Annotated in this window: 16 protein-coding genes; 12 read left to right on the forward strand and 4 right to left on the reverse strand. The window is 56.9% G+C overall.

All coding sequences use genetic code 11. The features are described from left to right. Positions 1 to 63: 63 nt before the first annotated feature. From hycB to hypF, 11 genes are all read left to right on the forward strand, one after another. Positions 64 to 672, forward strand: a complete 609-nt coding sequence (gene hycB, locus ACLD3P_RS15530) for a formate hydrogenlyase subunit HycB (RefSeq protein WP_001079163.1) — start codon at positions 64 to 66, stop codon at positions 670 to 672. Further along, positions 672 to 2,498 (forward strand): formate hydrogenlyase subunit 3, encoded by a 1,827-nt coding sequence (hycC, locus tag ACLD3P_RS15535; protein ID WP_000097041.1) that lies wholly within the window; start codon positions 672 to 674, stop codon positions 2,496 to 2,498. Before hycB ends, hycC begins: the two co-directional genes overlap by 1 nt. A gap of 2 nt (positions 2,499 to 2,500) precedes the next feature. After that, complete coding sequence (locus ACLD3P_RS15540; protein ID WP_000110562.1) at positions 2,501 to 3,424, forward strand: respiratory chain complex I subunit 1 family protein; 924 nt, start codon at positions 2,501 to 2,503, stop codon at positions 3,422 to 3,424. Positions 3,425 to 3,441: 17 nt separating this feature from the next. Further along, the gene (hycE, locus tag ACLD3P_RS15545; RefSeq protein ID WP_001288154.1) at positions 3,442 to 5,151 is read left to right on the forward strand and encodes a formate hydrogenlyase subunit HycE; all 1,710 of its coding nucleotides are present in this window, start codon (positions 3,442 to 3,444) and stop codon (positions 5,149 to 5,151) included. Between the two features lie 9 nt (positions 5,152 to 5,160). Further along, entirely contained in the window at positions 5,161 to 5,703 is a 543-nt protein-coding gene (gene hycF / locus ACLD3P_RS15550) for a formate hydrogenlyase subunit HycF (RefSeq protein ID WP_000493767.1), read from the forward strand. After that, entirely contained in the window at positions 5,703 to 6,470 is a 768-nt protein-coding gene (hycG, locus tag ACLD3P_RS15555; protein WP_131046490.1) for a formate hydrogenlyase subunit HycG, read from the forward strand. The genes hycF and hycG overlap by 1 nt, the downstream gene beginning before the upstream one ends. Beyond that, positions 6,467 to 6,877 (forward strand): formate hydrogenlyase maturation HycH family protein, encoded by a 411-nt coding sequence (locus tag ACLD3P_RS15560; RefSeq protein WP_131046489.1) that lies wholly within the window; start codon positions 6,467 to 6,469, stop codon positions 6,875 to 6,877. Before hycG ends, ACLD3P_RS15560 begins: the two co-directional genes overlap by 4 nt. Beyond that, positions 6,870 to 7,340, forward strand: a complete 471-nt coding sequence (gene hycI, locus ACLD3P_RS15565) for a hydrogenase maturation peptidase HycI (RefSeq protein ID WP_082319055.1) — start codon at positions 6,870 to 6,872, stop codon at positions 7,338 to 7,340. The genes ACLD3P_RS15560 and hycI overlap by 8 nt, the downstream gene beginning before the upstream one ends. 56 nt (positions 7,341 to 7,396) lie before the next feature. After that, positions 7,397 to 8,176 carry a hypothetical protein gene (locus ACLD3P_RS15570; protein ID WP_131046488.1) on the forward strand — a complete coding sequence of 260 codons (780 nt, stop codon included), beginning with the start codon at positions 7,397 to 7,399 and terminating at the stop codon, positions 8,174 to 8,176. Between the two features lie 200 nt (positions 8,177 to 8,376). Then, entirely contained in the window at positions 8,377 to 8,922 is a 546-nt protein-coding gene (gene hydN, locus ACLD3P_RS15575) for an electron transport protein HydN (protein WP_001078791.1), read from the forward strand. 145 nt (positions 8,923 to 9,067) lie between these two features. Continuing rightward, a complete protein-coding gene (gene hypF, locus ACLD3P_RS15580; RefSeq protein ID WP_131046487.1) occupies positions 9,068 to 11,308 on the forward strand; it encodes a carbamoyltransferase HypF in 2,241 nt (746 codons plus the stop codon). Positions 11,309 to 11,404: 96 nt separating this feature from the next. Here the strand turns inward: hypF and norW are convergent, their stop codons facing one another. Both norW and norV read right to left on the reverse strand, forming a co-directional pair. Beyond that, the gene (norW, locus tag ACLD3P_RS15585; RefSeq protein ID WP_131046486.1) at positions 11,405 to 12,538 is read right to left on the reverse strand and encodes an NADH:flavorubredoxin reductase NorW; all 1,134 of its coding nucleotides are present in this window, start codon (positions 12,536 to 12,538) and stop codon (positions 11,405 to 11,407) included. Next, positions 12,535 to 13,974, reverse strand: a complete 1,440-nt coding sequence (norV, locus tag ACLD3P_RS15590; RefSeq protein ID WP_134944609.1) for an anaerobic nitric oxide reductase flavorubredoxin — start codon at positions 13,972 to 13,974, stop codon at positions 12,535 to 12,537. The genes norW and norV overlap by 4 nt, the downstream gene beginning before the upstream one ends. Before the next feature lie 185 nt (positions 13,975 to 14,159). Between norV and norR the strand changes: the two genes are divergently transcribed. After that, on the forward strand, positions 14,160 to 15,680 hold the full coding sequence (norR, locus tag ACLD3P_RS15595) for a nitric oxide reductase transcriptional regulator NorR (RefSeq protein ID WP_000010808.1): 1,521 nt from the start codon (positions 14,160 to 14,162) through the stop codon (positions 15,678 to 15,680). Here norR and gutQ read toward each other — a convergent pair. Together gutQ and srlR are read right to left on the reverse strand one after the other, a co-directional pair. Beyond that, positions 15,677 to 16,642, reverse strand: coding sequence for an arabinose-5-phosphate isomerase GutQ (gutQ, locus tag ACLD3P_RS15600; RefSeq protein WP_001278204.1), 966 nt, complete (start codon positions 16,640 to 16,642; stop codon positions 15,677 to 15,679). The genes norR and gutQ overlap by 4 nt on opposite strands. Further along, the gene (gene srlR, locus ACLD3P_RS15605) at positions 16,635 to 17,408 is read right to left on the reverse strand and encodes a glucitol operon DNA-binding transcriptional repressor SrlR (protein WP_000804536.1); all 774 of its coding nucleotides are present in this window, start codon (positions 17,406 to 17,408) and stop codon (positions 16,635 to 16,637) included. The genes gutQ and srlR overlap by 8 nt, the downstream gene beginning before the upstream one ends. Positions 17,409 to 17,594: the final 186 nt, after the last annotated feature.

Genomic DNA, 17,594 nt, shown 5'->3' on the forward strand with positions numbered 1-17,594 from the left:
GTCGAAAATGACATTTCAACGGCATGTTTTCGTCAAAAATGACAATCACCTGAGGAATGCCTGGTGAATCGTTTTGTAATTGCTGACTCCACTCTCTGTATCGGCTGCCACACCTGTGAGGCCGCCTGTTCAGAGACGCATCGCCAGCATGGCCTGCAGTCAATGCCGCGCCTGAAAGTGATGCTGAATGAAAAAGAATCTGCGCCGCAGCTTTGTCACCACTGTGAAGATGCGCCATGCGCCACGGTATGCCCGGTTAACGCGATTAATCGCGTTGACGGCGCTGTCCAGCTTAATGAAAGCCTGTGCGTGAGCTGCAAACTGTGCGGTATTGCCTGTCCGTTTGGCGCTATTGAGTTTTCCGGCAGCCGTCCGCTGCATATTCCGGCGAACGCCAATACGCCGAAAGCGCCGCCCGCGCCGCCAGCGCCTGCGCGCGTCAGTACGTTGCTCGACTGGGTGCCGGGCGTACGCGCTATCGCGGTGAAATGCGACCTGTGCAGCTTTGACGAGCAAGGCCCGGCCTGTGTGCGGATGTGCCCGACTAAAGCGCTACACCTGGTGGATAACACGGATATCGCCCGCGCCAGCAAACGTAAACGTGAGCTGACGTTTAATACCGATTTTGGCGATCTCACCTTGTTTCAGCAGGCTCAGAGTGGGGATGCATAATGAGTTCACTTTCACTGATTACTAGCGGCGTCGCGTGGTTTGCCGCCGCCGCCGTTCTGGCTTTTCTGTTTTCGTTTCATAAAGCGCTGAGCGGCTGGATTGCCGGTATCGGCGGCGCGGTCGGCAGCCTGTGTACGGCAGGCGCGGGGTTCACCGCGCTGACCAGCGCCGTTACGGTGAGCGGCGTGATGCCGTTTACCGGTCACATGCTGCAAATTACGCCGCTGAATGCTATCTGGCTGATTACGCTGGGGCTGTGCGGCCTGTTCGTCAGCCTGTTCAATATCGACTGGCATCGCCATCCACAGGTAAAAGCCAACGGACTGTTGATCAACCTGCTGATGGCGGCAGCCGTCTGCGCCGTGGTCGCCAGTAACCTGGGGACGATGGTGGTGATGGCGGAAATCATGGCGCTCTGCGCCGTGTTCCTCACCGGCGGTAGCAAAGAGGGCAAACTGTGGTTTGCGCTGGGCCGTCTCGGTACGCTGCTGCTGGCAATCGCCTGCTGGCTGGTGTGGCAGCGCTACGGCACGCTGGATCTGGGGCTGCTTGATCAACGCGCTCAGCAACTGCCGCTGGGCTCCGATATCTGGCTGCTCGGCGTTATCGGCTTTGGTCTGCTGGCCGGGATTATCCCGCTACACGGTTGGGTGCCGCAGGCGCACGCCAACGCCAGCGCTCCCGCCGCCGCGCTGTTCTCGACCGTGGTGATGAAAATCGGGCTGCTGGGCATTCTCACGCTATCTCTGCTTGGCGGCAATGCGCCGCTGTGGTGGGGCGTGGCGCTGTTGGTGCTTGGGATGATCACCGCCTTTGTCGGCGGTCTGTACGCGCTGATGGAGCATAACATTCAGCGCCTGCTGGCCTATCACACGCTGGAAAATATCGGCATCATTTTGCTCGGTCTGGGCGCAGGCGTTACCGGGATTGCTCTCAATCAGCCGGTACTGATCGCGCTGGGTCTGACCGGCGGGCTCTATCACCTGCTGAACCATAGCCTGTTCAAAAGCGTGCTGTTTCTGGGCGCGGGCAGCATCTGGTTCCGTACCGGTCATCGCGATATCGAAAAACTGGGCGGTATTGGTAAACGGATGCCGGTTATTTCTATCGCCATGCTGGTCGGTCTGATGGCGATGGCGGCGCTGCCGCCGCTGAACGGCTTTGCCGGCGAGTGGGTGATTTACCAGTCCTTCTTCAAACTGGGCAACAGCGGCGCGTTTGTTGGTCGTCTGTTAGGACCGCTGCTGGCGGTTGGCCTGGCGATTACCGGCGCGCTGGCGGTGATGTGTATGGCGAAAGTTTACGGCGTGACGTTCCTTGGCGCGCCGCGCACGAAGGAAGCTGAAAATGCCAGCTGCGCGCCGATCCTGATGGGCGTCAGCGTGGTGGCATTGGCGATTTGCTGCGTACTGGGCGGGGTTGCCGCGCCGTGGCTACTGCCGATGATTTCCACTGCGGTACCGTTGCCGCTGGAAACCGCGCACACCACCGTATCGCAGCCGATGATCACGCTGCTGTTGGTCGCCTGTCCGCTACTGCCGTTCATCATTATGGCGATGTTCAAAGGCAACCGTCTGCCGTCGCGTTCTCGCGGCGCGGCCTGGGTGTGCGGCTACGACCATGAGCAGTCGATGGTGATTACCGCGCACGGTTTCGCCATGCCGGTGAAAGAGGCCTTTGCCCCGGTACTTAAACTGCGTAAATGGCTTAACCCGGTATCGCTGGTGCCGGGCTGGCAGAACGCGGCGGCCGCGGTGCTGTTCCGTCGTCTGGCGCTGATTGAGCTGGCGGTGCTGGTGGTGATTGTGGTTTCACGAGGAGCCTGAAAATGAGTGTGTTTTATCCGTTAATTCAGGCGCTGGTGCTATTTGCCGTTGCGCCATTGCTGTCCGGTATTACTCGCGTGGCGCGCGCCCGTCTACACAATCGCCGAGGGCCGGGCGTGTTGCAGGAGTACCGCGACATTATCAAACTGCTCGGTCGTCAGAGTATTGCGCCCGCTGATTCTGGCTGGGTTTTTCGCCTGACGCCGTTTGTGATGGTCGGCGTGATGCTGACTATCGCCACCGCGCTGCCGGTCGTCACCGTTGGATCTCCGTTGCCGCAACTGGGTGATTTAATCACCCTGATTTACCTGTTCGCGATTGCGCGCTTCTTCTTCTCTATTGCAGGCCTGGATACCGGCAGCCCGTTCACCGCGATCGGCGCCAGCCGTGAAGCGATGCTCGGCGTGCTGGTGGAGCCGATTCTGCTGCTGGGTCTGTGGGTCGCCGCGCAGGTGGCGGGTTCAACTCATATCAGCAATATCGCCGATACCATTTATCACTGGCCTGTCGCGCGCAGTATTCCGCTGATTCTGGCGCTGTGCGCCTGCGCCTTCGCCACCTTTATCGAAATGGGCAAGCTGCCGTTCGACCTGGCGGAAGCGGAGCAGGAGTTGCAGGAAGGGCCGTTGACCGAATACAGCGGTAGCGGCTTTGCGGTGCTGAAATGGGGCATCAGCCTTAAGCAACTGGTGGTGCTGCAAATGTTCGTCGGCGTGTTTCTGCCGTGGGGACAGATGGAAACCTTCAGCGCAGGCGGACTGTTGCTGGCGCTGGTGATTGCCATCGTCAAGCTGATTGTCGGCGTACTGGTGATCGCCCTGTTTGAAAACAGCATGGCGCGACTGCGTTTTTGCGCCACTTCACGCGTGACCTGGGCCGGTTTTGGGTTTGCGTTTTTAGCCTTCGTCTCCTTGCTGGCGGCGTGATTTAAGAGAGTTTGAGCATGTCTGAAGAAAAATTAGGTCAACAATACCTTGCGGCGCTGCACCAGGCGTTTCCGGGCGTCGTGCTGGACGAAGCCTGGCAGACCAAAGATCAGCTGACTATTACGGTAAAAGTGAACTATCTGCCGGAAGTGGTGGAGTTTCTTTACTACCAGCAGGGTGGGTGGCTGTCGGTGCTGTTCGGTAATGACGAACGTCAGCTGTGCGGCCACTATGCCGTTTATTACGTGCTGTCGATGGAGCAGGGCACGAAGTGCTGGATTACCGTTCGCGTTGAAGTAGATGCCAATAAGCTGGAATTCCCATCCGTTACGCCGCGCGTGCCGGCTGCCGTGTGGGGTGAGCGCGAAGTACGCGACATGTACGGTTTAATCCCAGTCGGTTTGCCGGATGAACGCCGTCTGGTGCTGCCGGACGACTGGCCGGACGAACTCTATCCGCTGCGTAAAGACAGCATGGATTATCGTCAGCGCCCGGCGCCGACCACCGATGCGGAAACCTACGAGTTCATTAACGAGCTGGGTGACAAGAAAAATAATGTGGTGCCGATTGGCCCGCTGCATGTCACTTCCGATGAACCGGGCCACTTCCGTCTGTTCGTCGATGGCGAAAACATTATCGACGCCGACTACCGCCTGTTCTACGTCCACCGTGGTATGGAAAAACTGGCGGAAACCCGCATGGGTTATAACGAAGTCACCTTCCTGTCGGATCGCGTGTGTGGTATCTGCGGCTTCGCCCACAGCACCGCCTACACCACTTCCGTGGAAAACGCGATGGGCATTCAGGTGCCGGAACGTGCGCAGATGATCCGCGCTATTCTGCTGGAAGTGGAGCGCCTGCACTCGCATCTGCTCAACCTCGGCCTGGCCTGCCACTTTACCGGCTTTGACTCCGGCTTTATGCAGTTCTTCCGCGTGCGTGAAACCTCCATGAAAATGGCAGAGATACTGACCGGGGCGCGTAAAACCTACGGCCTGAACCTGATCGGCGGGATTCGCCGCGATCTGCTCAAAGAGGACATGATCCAGACCCGTCAACTGGCGCAGCAGATGCGTCGTGACGTGCAGGAGCTGGTGGACATGCTGCTGAGCACGCCGAATATGGAACAGCGTACCGTGGGTATCGGTCGTCTGGACCCGGAAATTGCCCGCGACTTCAGCAATGTCGGCCCGATGGTGCGTGCCAGCGGTCACGCCCGCGACACCCGCGCCGACCACCCGTTTGTCGGCTACGGTCTGCTGCCGATGGAAGTACATAGCGAGCAGGGCTGCGATGTGATTTCTCGTCTGAAAGTCCGTATCAACGAAGTTTATACCGCGCTGAACATGATCGATTTCGGTCTGGATAATCTACCGGGCGGCCCGCTGATGGTGGAAGGCTTTACCTATATTCCGCACCGTTTTGCGCTCGGCTTCGCTGAAGCGCCGCGTGGTGACGATATCCACTGGAGCATGACCGGCGACAACCAGAAGCTGTACCGCTGGCGCTGCCGTGCGGCGACCTACGCCAACTGGCCGACGCTGCGCTATATGCTGCGCGGCAACACCGTCTCCGATGCGCCGCTGATTATCGGCAGTCTCGACCCGTGCTACTCCTGTACCGACCGGATGACCGTGGTCGATGTGCGTAAGAAGAAGAGCAAAGTCGTGCCGTACAAAGAACTTGAGCGCTACAGCATTGAGCGTAAAAACTCGCCGCTGAAATAAGGAATCGCCATGTTTACCTTTATCAAAAAAGTTATCAAAACCGGCACGGCGACCTCGTCTTATCCGCTGGAGCCGATTGCGGTTGATAAAAACTTCCGCGGCAAGCCGGAACATAATCCGCAGCAGTGCATCGGCTGCGCCGCCTGCGTTAATGCCTGCCCGTCGAACGCGCTGACGGTGGAAACCGATCTTGCGACCAATGAGCTGGCGTGGCAGTTCAATCTTGGCCGTTGTATCTTCTGCGGTCGCTGCGAAGAGGTGTGCCCGACGGCGGCGATTAAACTGTCGCAAGAATACGAACTGGCGGTGTGGAAGAAAGAAGATTTCCTGCAACAGTCCCGCTTTGCGCTGTGCAACTGCCGCGTGTGCAATCGTCCTTTCGCGGTACAGAAAGAGATTGACTACGCCATTGCGCTGCTTGCGCACAACGGCGACAGCCGCGCGGAAAACCACCGCGAAAGCTTTGAGACCTGCCCGGACTGTAAGCGTCAGAAATGCCTGGTGCCGTCCGACCGTATTGAACTGACTCGCCATATGAAAGAGGTCAGCTAATGAGCAATTTATTAGGCCCGCGTGACGCCAACGGCATTCCGGTACCGATGACGGTGGATGAATCCATCGCCAGCATGAAGGCGTCTCTACTGAAAAATATTAAGCGTTCGGCATACGTTTACCGCGTGGACTGCGGCGGCTGTAACGGTTGTGAAATCGAAATCTTTGCGACGCTGTCGCCGCTGTTTGATGCCGAGCGTTTTGGCATCAAAGTGGTACCGTCGCCGCGTCATGCCGATATTCTGCTGTTTACCGGCGCGGTGACCCGCGCCATGCGCTCTCCGGCGCTGCGCGCCTGGCTGTCGGCGCCGGACCCGAAAATTTGTATCTCTTACGGGGCCTGCGGCAACAGCGGCGGCATCTTCCACGATCTCTACTGCGTGTGGGGCGGTACCGACAAAATCGTCCCGGTGGATGTGTATATTCCAGGCTGCCCGCCAACGCCTGCGGCGACGCTGTATGGCTTTGCGATGGCGCTTGGCCTGCTGGAGCAGAAAATCCACGCCCGCGCGCCGGGTGAGCTGGACGATCAGCCCGCAGAGATCCTGCATCCGGATATGGTGCAGCCGCTGCGCGTGAAGGTGGATCGCGCGGCGCGCCGGCTGGCGGGGTATCGCTATGGTCGTCAGATCGCCGATGATTACCTGACACAGTTGGGGCAGGGCGAGCAGCAAGTGGCGCGCTGGCTGGAAGCGGAAAACGATCCGCGTTTAACCGAAATTGTCACCCATCTCAATCATGTTGTTGAAGAGGCGCGTATCCGATGAGCGAACAGGTGGTGTTCAGTCAACTGAGCCGTAAGTTTATTGATGAGAACGATGCGACGCCTGCCGAGGCGCAGCAGGTTGTCTATTACAGCCTGGCGATTGGTCACCACCTGGGGGTCATCGATTGTCTGGAGGCCGCGCTCACCTGCCCATGGGATGAGTATCTGGCGTGGATCGCCACCCTGGAAGCCGGTAGCGATGCCCGGCGTAAAATGGAAGGCGTGCCGAAGTATGGCGAGATCGTCATCGATTTCAACCATGTGCAAATGCTGGCGCGCGCGTTTGATGATGCACGCGCCGCGCAGACCCCGCAGCAGCAAGAATGGAGCAAACTGATGCTCAGTATGCTGCATGACATTCATCAGGAAAGCGCCATCTACCTGATGGTGAGGAGGCTTAGTGACTGACGTTTTACTCTGTGTCGGCAACAGCATGATGGGCGACGACGGCGCAGGCCCGTTACTGGCGGAAATGTGCGCAGCGCAGCCGAAGGGCAACTGGGTTGTCATCGACGGCGGCAGCGCGCCGGAAAACGACATTGTGGCGATTCGCGAACTGCGCCCGCAGCGTCTGTTGATTGTCGACGCCACCGACATGGGACTTAATCCGGGCGAGATCCGCATTATCGATCCGGATGATATCGCCGAAATGTTTATGATGACCACCCACAATATGCCGCTCAACTACCTTATCGATCAGCTGAAAGAGGATGTCGGCGAGGTGATTTTTGTTGGTATCCAGCCGGATATCGTCGGGTTTTATTATCCAATGACTCAACCGATTAAGGACGCGGTAAATATCGTCTATCAGCGCCTGGACGGCTGGCAGGGAAACGGCGGATTTGCCGCGCTGGAAGCGCCGGAGGCGTAAAATGCGCACATATTTAGGGAGAATTTGAGTTACCCGGCAACGGTTGTAAGAAGGACGTGAAGATTATCGTATGGAGCGGACTGCTATTTCTCTGCCTCGCCGTGCGCGCGCTGGCCACCGATTTTGTCGGTTACCTGCCGATGAGCGACGGTGAATATGCGCAAAAGCGTGCGCTGAAGCCGCTGTTGACCCTGCCTTATTCTGTATCGCCCGACCAGACCTGGCATTTTCGCCAGGTTGGAGTCAGTGGTGTGACGCTACTGCCGGAGCCGAAAAAAGATAACGAACGGCGGATTAGCGGAAAAGACAGCGCCGGTAATTCGTGGGTTGTCCCGGTGGGAATGCTGATTAATTTGGCGGGTAATGCGCAATTTTATCGCGCTGACCTCGATCGTAACGGCATTCAGGATCTGGTTATCTGGTTGGGCAATCCTGGGTTGGGCCTGGCGCCGAGCGCGCAATACATCATTTTCACCTTTCTCAATAATGGCCGCCCCTGCGTCTTTGAACCGTGGGGGTTTTATACCGCCACCGATACTGGCGTCGATGATTTGCTTGATTTACAGGGCAATGGGCGCACGCAACTGTTGGATATGCAGTTTGACTCAGGCTACTGGATAACCAATTTATATCAGGTGAAGGACGCCCGCTGGCAGCGCGTACACGGCTGGTTTGGCCGGTTGAGTTATCCGGCGCTGACCCGTTTTAATCACTATCCTGGCCGTAAATTAATTATCAAACCTATTGCCGGAAGGAATCCGCAAACGGACGATCTTTCCCTTACGCAGCGCTGTTTAATACGCGGTAACGTATTGCCAGGCGTTAATCAGGATTGATGCCAGTTGCGGTGCAGAGTTGGCTGGCTATCACTGCAAATTTTGACCACCACTGGCGACATTACGTGTCATCGACACTTGTGACGATGACACGTAAATGCTCACGAAAATAGAAATAATATTCTTAAATAACAATGAAATAAAAATTGGCACGATTCGTGTATATATCGGCACATCATCTGTTATTGCTGGAGAATTTGATGAACCGTTTCATCATTGCAGACGCGAGTAAGTGCATTGGTTGCCGTACCTGTGAAGTGGCTTGCGTCGTATCCCATCAGGAAAATCAGGATTGCGCATCGCTGACCCCTGAAACCTTTTTACCTCGTATCCATGTCATCAAAGGCGTGAATGTTTCCACGGCAACGCTGTGTCGCCAGTGTGAAGACGCGCCGTGCGCCAACGTTTGCCCGAATGGCGCCATCAGCCGTGACAAAGGTTTTGTTCATGTGATGCAGGAACGCTGCATTGGCTGTAAAACTTGCGTAGTGGCATGTCCTTATGGCGCCATGGAAGTGGTGGTACGTCCGGTGGTTCGCAATAGCGGCGCGGGGCTGAACGTGCGTGCCGAAAAAGCCGAAGCCAACAAGTGCGATCTGTGTCACCATCGTGAAGCCGGTCCGGCCTGTATGGCCGCTTGCCCAACGCACGCCCTCATCTGCGTTGACCGCAATAAGCTTGAACAGCTGAGCGCGGAAAAACGCCGTCGTGCGGCGCTGGATTCAACGGCATCGCTGCTTTTCTGATTTCTGCGATTGCGCGTAGAATACGCCACAAAGCATTGCCGGATGGCGGCATCAATGCCTTCTCCGGTCTACGGTCCGTGCGGTTGTAGGCCTGATAAGCGTCGCGCCATCAGGCATCCGGGTTCGATGATGGCGGGAAAATAAGATGGCGATAGACACACCTTCCGGCGTACAGCTACGCATTCGGGGCAAAGTACAGGGCGTCGGTTTTCGTCCTTTTGTCTGGCAGCTGGCGCAGCAGTTGCGATTACACGGCGACGTGTGTAATGACGGCGACGGCGTCGTCGTTCGGCTGCTGGAAGAGCCGTCGCAATTTATTGCCGCGCTCTATCAGGATTGCCCGCCGCTGGCACGCATTGACAGCGTTGAACACGCGTCGTTGATATGGGAGCGCGCACCGACGGATTTCGCTATTCGTCAGAGCGCAGGCGGTGCGATGAACACGCAAATCGTGCCGGATGCGGCGACCTGCCCCGCATGTCTTGCCGAGATGAATACCCCGGGCGAGCGGCGCTACCGTTATCCTTTCATCAATTGCACCCACTGCGGACCACGCTTCACCATTATTCGCGCTATGCCCTATGACCGGCCATTTACGGTGATGGCGGCGTTTCCCTTGTGTCCGGAATGCGACAGCGAATACCGCGATCCGTACGATCGCCGTTTTCATGCCCAGCCTGTTGCCTGTCCGTCATGCGGGCCGCATCTTGAGTGGCGGAGCCAACATGAACGAGCGGAAAAAGAGGAGGCTTTGCAGGCGGCGGTCGCCCAACTGAACGCCGGAGGCATTATTGCCGTTAAAGGGCTGGGTGGTTTTCATCTGGCCTGCGATGCGCGCAACGATAACGCAGTGGCGATGCTGCGGGCGCGTAAACATCGCCCGGCGAAACCATTGGCGGTGATGTTGCCCACGGCGCAAACGCTGCCGAGCGCGGCGCGTTCGCTGCTGACCACGCCAGCGGCCCCGATTGTACTGGTGGATAAGCAGTATGTACCTTCGCTGAGTGAGGGCATCGCGCCAGGGCTTACGGAAGTGGGCGTGATGCTGCCAGCCAACCCATTGCAACATCTCTTGTTGCAGGCGCTCAATTACCCGCTGGTGATGACATCCGGCAACCTGAGCGGCAGACCGCCCGCCATCACCAACGAACAGGCGCTGGACGATTTACACGATATTGCCGATGGTTTTCTGTTGCACAATCGCGACATTGTACAGCGCATGGACGACTCTGTTGTGCGCGACAGCGGCGAAATGCTGCGTCGTTCGCGGGGATACGTGCCGGACGCGATTGCGTTGCCGCCCGGATTTCGCGATGTGCCGCCGATACTTTGTCTGGGCGCGGATCTGAAAAACACGTTCTGTCTGGTACGCGGCGAACAGGCGGTTGTCAGCCAGCATTTGGGCGATCTCAGCGATGACGGTATCCAGGCGCAGTGGCGCGAGGCATTGCGTCTGATCCAGTCAATCTACGATTTTACCCCAGAGCGTATCGTCTGTGATGCGCATCCGGGCTATGTTTCCAGTCAGTGGGCCAGTGAGATGCGTCTACCGACAGAGACGGTGTTACACCATCATGCCCATGCGGCGGCTTGCCTGGCCGAGCATGGTTGGCCGCTGGACGGTGGAGAGGTGATTGCCCTGACGGTAGACGGTATCGGCATGGGTAAGAATGGCGCGCTATGGGGCGGAGAATGTTTGCGGGTCAATTATCGCGAATGCGAACATTTAGGTGGTTTACCCGCCGTGGCGCTGCCGGGAGGCGATCTGGCTGCCAAACAGCCGTGGCGTAATCTGTTGGCGCAGTGCCTGCGCTTTGTGCCGGACTGGCAGGATTACCCGGAGACAGCGGGGCTGCAACAGCAAAACTGGAGTGTCCTGGCGCGCGCCATTGAGCGCGGCGTCAATGCCCCGTTGGCCTCTTCCTGCGGGAGGTTGTTTGACGCGGTGGCTGCCGCGCTTCGCTGCGCGCCAGCATCGCTTAGCTATGAGGGCGAGGCCGCCTGCGCGCTGGAGGCGCTGGCCTCTCAATGCGCTAACGTTGAGCATCCGGTAACGATGCCGCTTAACGGCGCTCAACTGGACGTCGCTGTTTTCTGGCGGCAATGGTTGAACTGGCAGGCCACGCCCGCGCAACGCGCCTGGGCTTTTCATGATGCGCTGGCGTGCGGGTTTGCCACGCTAATGCGCCAGCAGGCTACGGCGCGGGGGATAACCACTCTGGTCTTCAGCGGCGGGGTGATACACAACCGCTTACTGCGCGCGCGTCTTGCCTTTTATCTTTCTGATTTTAAATTGTTATTTCCGCAGCGGTTACCAGCGGGCGACGGCGGGCTGTCGTTTGGACAGGGCGTGATTGCCGCAGCGCGAGCATTAAGGGAAGTGTAGGGTGCCAGATGGCGGCTGCGCCTTATTCGGCCTGTAAACAGATGCTCACTCGTAGGCCGGATAAGACGCGAAGCGGCGCCATCCGGCATCACAGGCTTATACGGACAACGTTTTCAGCAGTGCAAAGGCCTCTTTCATGCGGTCTTCACTCGCCACAAAGGCGCGTAGTTGGCCTTCTCCACTCATGCCTTTGGCAATCATACCGTCAGATTCTGCGGTAATCTGCCAGCTCAAATCGCGGCGCTGAGTTTCTCCCGCCAGATGCAGCGGCAGTTCCGGCGTTTTGACTTTGACCAGCATCGCCGGTAGCTTCAGCGGCGCGTTGCCGCCGAGCAGATTTTTCGCCAGGTACATCGCACTTAACTGGATCGGTTGCAGGAAGGGCAGCACCTGACCGTTGATCTCCGCGCAGTCGCCGATCGCATAAATATCCGGGTGACTGGTCTGTAGATAGCTATCCACGCAGACGCCGCGGTTGACGGCTACCCCGGCGCGGCGCGCCAGAGCGGTTTCCGGGCGTAAGCCGGTGGCGGCAATCACCGCATCGACCTCAATACTATGCTGGCTTACCAGCGTAGCGCGGATACCGGCTTCGGTTTTCTCCAGTTTTTGCAACTGCGATTTCAGCAGCAGATGCACCCCCATATCGGTCAGGTGATGCTGTAAGCGACTGCTCACTTCTGGTGGCATCAGTGAGGCGAGAAGGCTGGCGGCGTTATCCATCAACGTTACCGTTTTCCCGGCGCGGCAGAAATCCATTGCTAATTCACTGCCAATGAGACCGCCGCCGACAATCAGCACTCGCTGCGCGTCGCGCAGTTGTGTCTCACAGGCGCGGTACTCCTGCTGGCTATTCAAAGTAAGCATTAACTCACGTCCTGTAATCGGCGGTACAAAGGCTGTCGCCCCGGTCGCCAGTACCAGCTTGTCGTACTGCCACTGCTTATCCTGACTTTTCACCACATGGGCATCGGCATCAATGTCAGCAACCCAGGTATGCGGGAACAGTCGCAGATTAAACTGTTCAGCAAATTCCCCCGCTAACTGGCGGGTGAGATCATCGGCGCGCTGCGACTGGCTGATAACGTGGCTGAGATCGGGCTTGTTGTACTCATCCATACTGTCCGCCGCAATCAGGGTTAACGGCACATGCGCATCTTGTTTACGGATATTTTTGACGAGCTGGCGGGCGGCGAAGCCCGACCCAATAATGATGATCCCCCGACTCATTTTGCCTCCGTCGCCAGTACGTCGAACACGTCTTTACCTAATGAACATTCCGGGCACAGGAAGTTATCCGGCACGTCGTTCCACGGCGTACCCGGCGCGACATCCTGCAACGGCTCGCCCAGCGCAGGGTCGTAAATCCACTGGCATACGCTGCATTGCATTTTGGGGCCGAGGTCTGCGGCGGCGCAGGTTGTGGTTTCTTCGACTGGCGCGGTTTTCTGTATGGTTTCCGGCAGCGGAGCAAGCGCCCACTGACGCGCGATGTCGCGACCGTGCTGACGGCACAACTCCAGCGCATCCAGATCCGGACGCCATTTCGCTTTCAGGCTCAGGGACATTTCAAAACCGGCATCCTGTAAGCGCGTGGACAGTCGATCCACCGCGCCGCCGCTCCAGCCATGAGAACCGAAGGCGCTGGCGCGCTTGTTGCGAAAGCGCAGGCCGGTCATCTCTTCCACCAGACCAGCGATTTTCGGCATCATCACGTTGTTCATGGTAGAAGTGCCGACCAGAACGCCTTTCGAACGGAAGACGTTGGTCAATATTTCATTTTTATCGCTGCGGGCGACGTTAAAGATTTTGACCGCCACGTTGGGGTCCACTTCGTTGATACCCTGCGCGATGGCATCCGCCATCATGCGAGTATTGTTCGACATGGTATCGTAGAAAATAGTGATACGATCTTCCTGATAATCTGCCGCCCATTTCAGATACAGTTCCACGATTTGCGTTGGGTTGTCGCGCCATACCACGCCGTGTGAGGTGGCAATCATATCCACCGGCAGGTTGAAGCCGAGGATTTCGGTAATTTTTGGCGTTACCAGACGGCTGAACGGCGTCAGGATATTGGCGTAGTAGCGCTGGCATTGTTCAAACAGTTCAGTTTGGTCCACTTCATCATTGAACAGGCGCTCGTCGCAGTAGTGCTGACCAAAGGCGTCGTTGCTGAATAACACCGCGTCGCCGGTCATATAGGTCATCATGCTGTCCGGCCAGTGCAGCATCGGCGTTTCCACGAAGATCAACTGCTTGCCGTTGCCGATATCCAGCGTATCGCCGGTTTTCACCACCTTAAAATTCCATTCCGGGTGATGGTGATGGCCGTTGATAGAGTCAATGGCGTTGGCGGTACAGTAGATAGGCGTGTCCGGGATCTGCGCCATCAGTTCGGTCAGCGCGCCTGCATGGTCTTCTTCGGCATGGTTAATGATGATGTAGTCGATATCCGCGAGGTCGATTTCACTGCGCAGATTTTGCACAAACTCACGGCTAAACTTATGATCGACGGTATCGATCAGCACATTCTTTTCTTCACGAATGAGATAGCTGTTATAGCTGCTGCCACGCAGAGTTTTGTATTCAGTGCCGTGAAAATCACGTACTTCCCAGTCGCGCTGGCCAACCCAATGAATATTATTTTTAACCAGGATAGACATAACCACCTCAATTCATTCAACGTTTGCAAAAAGTTGTTTTGCTTATTGCAGGTAGTGTGCCAACTTTACATCTTATTGATTTATGTGAAATTATAATAATTTTGTATTTTTGGTATAGTCAAAAAGACTATAAATGATGCTGTCAATATGACACTATAGATTGTCAAAATGACAATGAGGTAACCATGAGTTTTTCCGTGGAGGTATTGGCGGGCATCGCCATTGAGTTACAACGCGGCATTGGGCATCAGGATCGTTTTCAGCGGCTGATTACTACGCTGCGTCAGGTGCTGGCGTGCGACGCCTCGGCGCTGCTGCGCTATGAATCACGACAATTTATTCCACTGGCGATTGATGGCCTGGCGCAGGACGTTCTCGGCAGACGTTTTACCCTGGAAGGGCATCCGCGCCTGGAAGCCATCGCCCGCGCGGGGGACGTGGTGCGTTTTCCGGCTGATAGCGATTTACCCGATCCGTATGACGGGTTAATTCCCGGACAGGAAAGTCTGAAAGTCCACGCCTGTGTTGGTCTGCCGCTGTTTGCCGGACAGAACCTCATCGGTGCGCTGACCCTTGATGCTATGACGCCGGAGCAGTTCGAGGTATTTAGCGATGAAGAGCTACGGCTTGTCGCCGCGCTGGCCGCCGGGGCATTGAGTAATGCGCTGTTAATTGAACAACTGGAAAGCCAGAACATGCTGCCGGGGTCGTCAGGCGTGTTTGAACCGATAAAAGAGACGCACATGATCGGCCTGTCGCCGGCGATGACGCAGTTGAAAAAAGAGATCGAGATTGTGGCGGGCTCCGATCTTAACGTGCTGATCGGCGGTGAAACGGGGACCGGTAAAGAGCTGGTGGCGAAAGCTATTCACCAGGGCTCCCCCAGAGCGGTCAATCCGCTGGTCTATCTCAACTGCGCCGCGCTGCCGGAAAGCGTGGCGGAGAGCGAGTTGTTTGGTCATGTAAAAGGGGCTTTTACCGGGGCTATCAGTAATCGTAGCGGTAAGTTCGAAATGGCAGATAACGGTACGCTGTTTCTGGATGAGATTGGCGAACTGTCGCTGGCGCTACAGGCCAAGCTACTTCGCGTGTTGCAGTATGGCGATATTCAGCGCGTCGGCGACGATCGTAGCCTGCGCGTGGATGTGCGGGTGTTGGCGGCGACCAACCGTGACCTGCGTGAAGAGGTGCTGGCGGGGCGTTTTCGCGCCGATCTGTTCCATCGCCTGAGCGTTTTTCCGCTCTTTGTGCCGCCGCTGCGCGAGCGTGGCGATGATGTGGTGCTGCTGGCGGGCTATTTTTGCGAGCAGTGCCGACTGCGGCTGGGGCTGTCCCGCGTGGTGCTGAGTCCCGACGCGCGCCGCCATTTGCTCAACTATGGCTGGCCGGGCAACGTCCGGGAGCTGGAACATGCCATTCACCGTGCGGTTGTGCTGGCGAGAGCGACTCGGGCAGGGGATGAGGTGATACTGGAGGCGCAGCATTTTGCCTTGTCAGAGGACGTTTTACCCGCGCCGCCTGCGGAAAGCTTTCTGGCGCTGCCAACCTGCCGCAATTTGCGCGAATCGACGGAGAACTTCCAGCGAGAGATGATTCGCCAGGCGCTGGCGCAAAATAATCATAACTGGGCGGCCAGCGCGCGGGCGCTGGAAACCGACGTCGCCAACCTGCATCGGCTGGCGAAGCGTCTGGGACTGAAGGATTAGATAATCCCTGCCTGGTAGAAATCCTGCAGGTTAATGGCGCCGGTGAGTTTGCCGTTTTCATCGACCACTGGCGCGGCGGTAATTTTGCGTTTCATCAGGATCTCTTTGGCGTCAATGGCGCGGCTTTGCGCCTGGAGCGTAATACCGTTGGGCGTCATGGCTTCGCTTACCGGCGTGGTGAGCGCGCCGCCGCCCACCAGCCAGCGACGCAGGTCGCCGTCGGTAAAGACGCCTTTCACAACATGTTGCTCATCGCAAACCGCCACCAGCCCCAGCCCGGTACGGCTAAGTTCCAGCATGGCATCCATCACGCTGGTGGCAAGCATCACCTGCGGTATTGCATCGCCCTGGCGCATCAGGTGATGCACATTATTGAGCAAACGCGCGCCCAGTGCGCCAGCCGGATGCGAACGGGCGAAATCTTCTTCGTTAAAACCGCGCGCCTGCATGACCGCCATCGCCAGCGCATCGCCCATCATTAGCGTATTGACGGTACTGGACGTCGGCGCCAGATGCATCGGACAGGCTTCACGCTCGACGGAAATATCCAGAACGGCTTTTGCCGCTCGCCCCAGCGGAGAGTGAGGTTTACCGGTCATCGCCAGCAGCGCGACGGATTTATCTTCCAGACGCGGGATGATGAGGTCGAGTTCTTTTGCGCCGCCGGAATAGGAGATAAATAACATCACGTCGCGGCTTTCAATCATCCCCAGATCGCCATGCAGTGCTTCCGCCGGATGAACAAAAAAAGCGGGAGTACCGGTACTGGCAAGCGTCGCGGCGATTTTTTTACCAATATGGCCTGACTTACCAATGCCGGAAACGATCACTTTGCCTTCACAGTGAATAATGATATTGGCGGCGCGGACAAAATCATCGCCCAGACGCTCCGGCAGACGGCTGGCTTCCTGTAGCTCCAGCATTAAGGTCTGACGGCCCGCGTTTAGTAGTGCATCACTCATTGCTTTCTCCGGTTATGATTACTTCAATCCCTTTTGCTTCCAGCGCCTGACGAAATGCCGGATCGATCCCCGCGTCCGTGATCAGTTTGTCGACGGTTTCCAGACTGCACACCACATTGGGGCTTTTACGACCAAATTTTGAGGAGTCCGCCATCAGAATCACCTCGCGTGCTGCATTACACATTGCGTTACTGACGGTGTAAACCTCATTGAACGTGGTCACACCGACGTTCAGGTCAATACCGTCAGTTCCCATGAAAAGTTTATCAAAACTGAATTGCTCAAAGGCGTTTTCCGCCAGTTGACCGTGAAACGACGCCGATTTTTTACGGAAGGTGCCGCCGGGCATCAGGATAGTTTGTTCGTTGTCCAGTTCCGATAGCGCGTTAACAATATGGAGGCTGTTGGTCATCACCGTGATGTTGCTAAAACGCGAAAGCAACGGCACCATCTGTAACACGGTACTTCCGGCGTCCAGAATAATGGAATCGCCATCATGGATATATTTCACAGCGGCTGCGGCTATCAGCGCTTTTTTGTGGGTGTTGATAAGCGTTTTGTGATCAATAGGCGGATCGGACTCTTCTTTATTCAACACCACGCCGCCATAGGTGCGGATGACGGTTCCGGCATTTTCCAGAATGACCAGATCTTTACGGATAGTGGTGCCTGTCGTGTCAAAGTACTGGGCCAGTTCTTCAACCGAGCATTTTCCCTGTTTTTGCAGGTGCTCCAGAATCGCGGCCTGACGCTGACGAGGTTTCATAGGCGTGATTACCCTGACTTATGTATTTACCCGTCATACTTCACGCTGCATGTGCGTTGGCTTTCCTCGCTTACCCCGGTCACGTACTGATGTACGCTCCTGGGATTCACTGCGTCGCCGCCTTCCTGCAACTCGAATTATTTAGGGTATTGGTTGCAAAATGATAATTTCGCAAGCTATACGCAT

This window comes from Salmonella sp. 741265073_HBA (assembly GCF_046569105.1).
GTDB classification, from domain to species: Bacteria; Pseudomonadota; Gammaproteobacteria; order Enterobacterales; family Enterobacteriaceae; genus Salmonella; species Salmonella enterica.

Excerpts from the sequence above, each read along its gene's own strand:
- hycC (WP_000097041.1), top strand. The coding sequence starts at position 672 with ATGAGTTCACTTTCACTGATTACTAGCGGCGTCGCGTGGTTTGCCGCC.
- ACLD3P_RS15540 (WP_000110562.1), top strand. The coding sequence starts at position 2,501 with ATGAGTGTGTTTTATCCGTTAATTCAGGCGCTGGTGCTATTTGCCGTT.
- hycE (WP_001288154.1), top strand. The coding sequence starts at position 3,442 with ATGTCTGAAGAAAAATTAGGTCAACAATACCTTGCGGCGCTGCACCAG.
- hycF (WP_000493767.1), top strand. The coding sequence starts at position 5,161 with ATGTTTACCTTTATCAAAAAAGTTATCAAAACCGGCACGGCGACCTCG.
- hycG (WP_131046490.1), top strand. The coding sequence starts at position 5,703 with ATGAGCAATTTATTAGGCCCGCGTGACGCCAACGGCATTCCGGTACCG.
- ACLD3P_RS15560 (WP_131046489.1), top strand. The coding sequence starts at position 6,467 with ATGAGCGAACAGGTGGTGTTCAGTCAACTGAGCCGTAAGTTTATTGAT.
- hydN (WP_001078791.1), top strand. The coding sequence starts at position 8,377 with ATGAACCGTTTCATCATTGCAGACGCGAGTAAGTGCATTGGTTGCCGT.
- hypF (WP_131046487.1), top strand. The coding sequence starts at position 9,068 with ATGGCGATAGACACACCTTCCGGCGTACAGCTACGCATTCGGGGCAAA.
- norW (WP_131046486.1), bottom strand. The coding sequence starts at position 12,538 with ATGAGTCGGGGGATCATCATTATTGGGTCGGGCTTCGCCGCCCGCCAG.
- norV (WP_134944609.1), bottom strand. The coding sequence starts at position 13,974 with ATGTCTATCCTGGTTAAAAATAATATTCATTGGGTTGGCCAGCGCGAC.
- norR (WP_000010808.1), top strand. The coding sequence starts at position 14,160 with ATGAGTTTTTCCGTGGAGGTATTGGCGGGCATCGCCATTGAGTTACAA.
- gutQ (WP_001278204.1), bottom strand. The coding sequence starts at position 16,642 with ATGAGTGATGCACTACTAAACGCGGGCCGTCAGACCTTAATGCTGGAG.
- srlR (WP_000804536.1), bottom strand. The coding sequence starts at position 17,408 with ATGAAACCTCGTCAGCGTCAGGCCGCGATTCTGGAGCACCTGCAAAAA.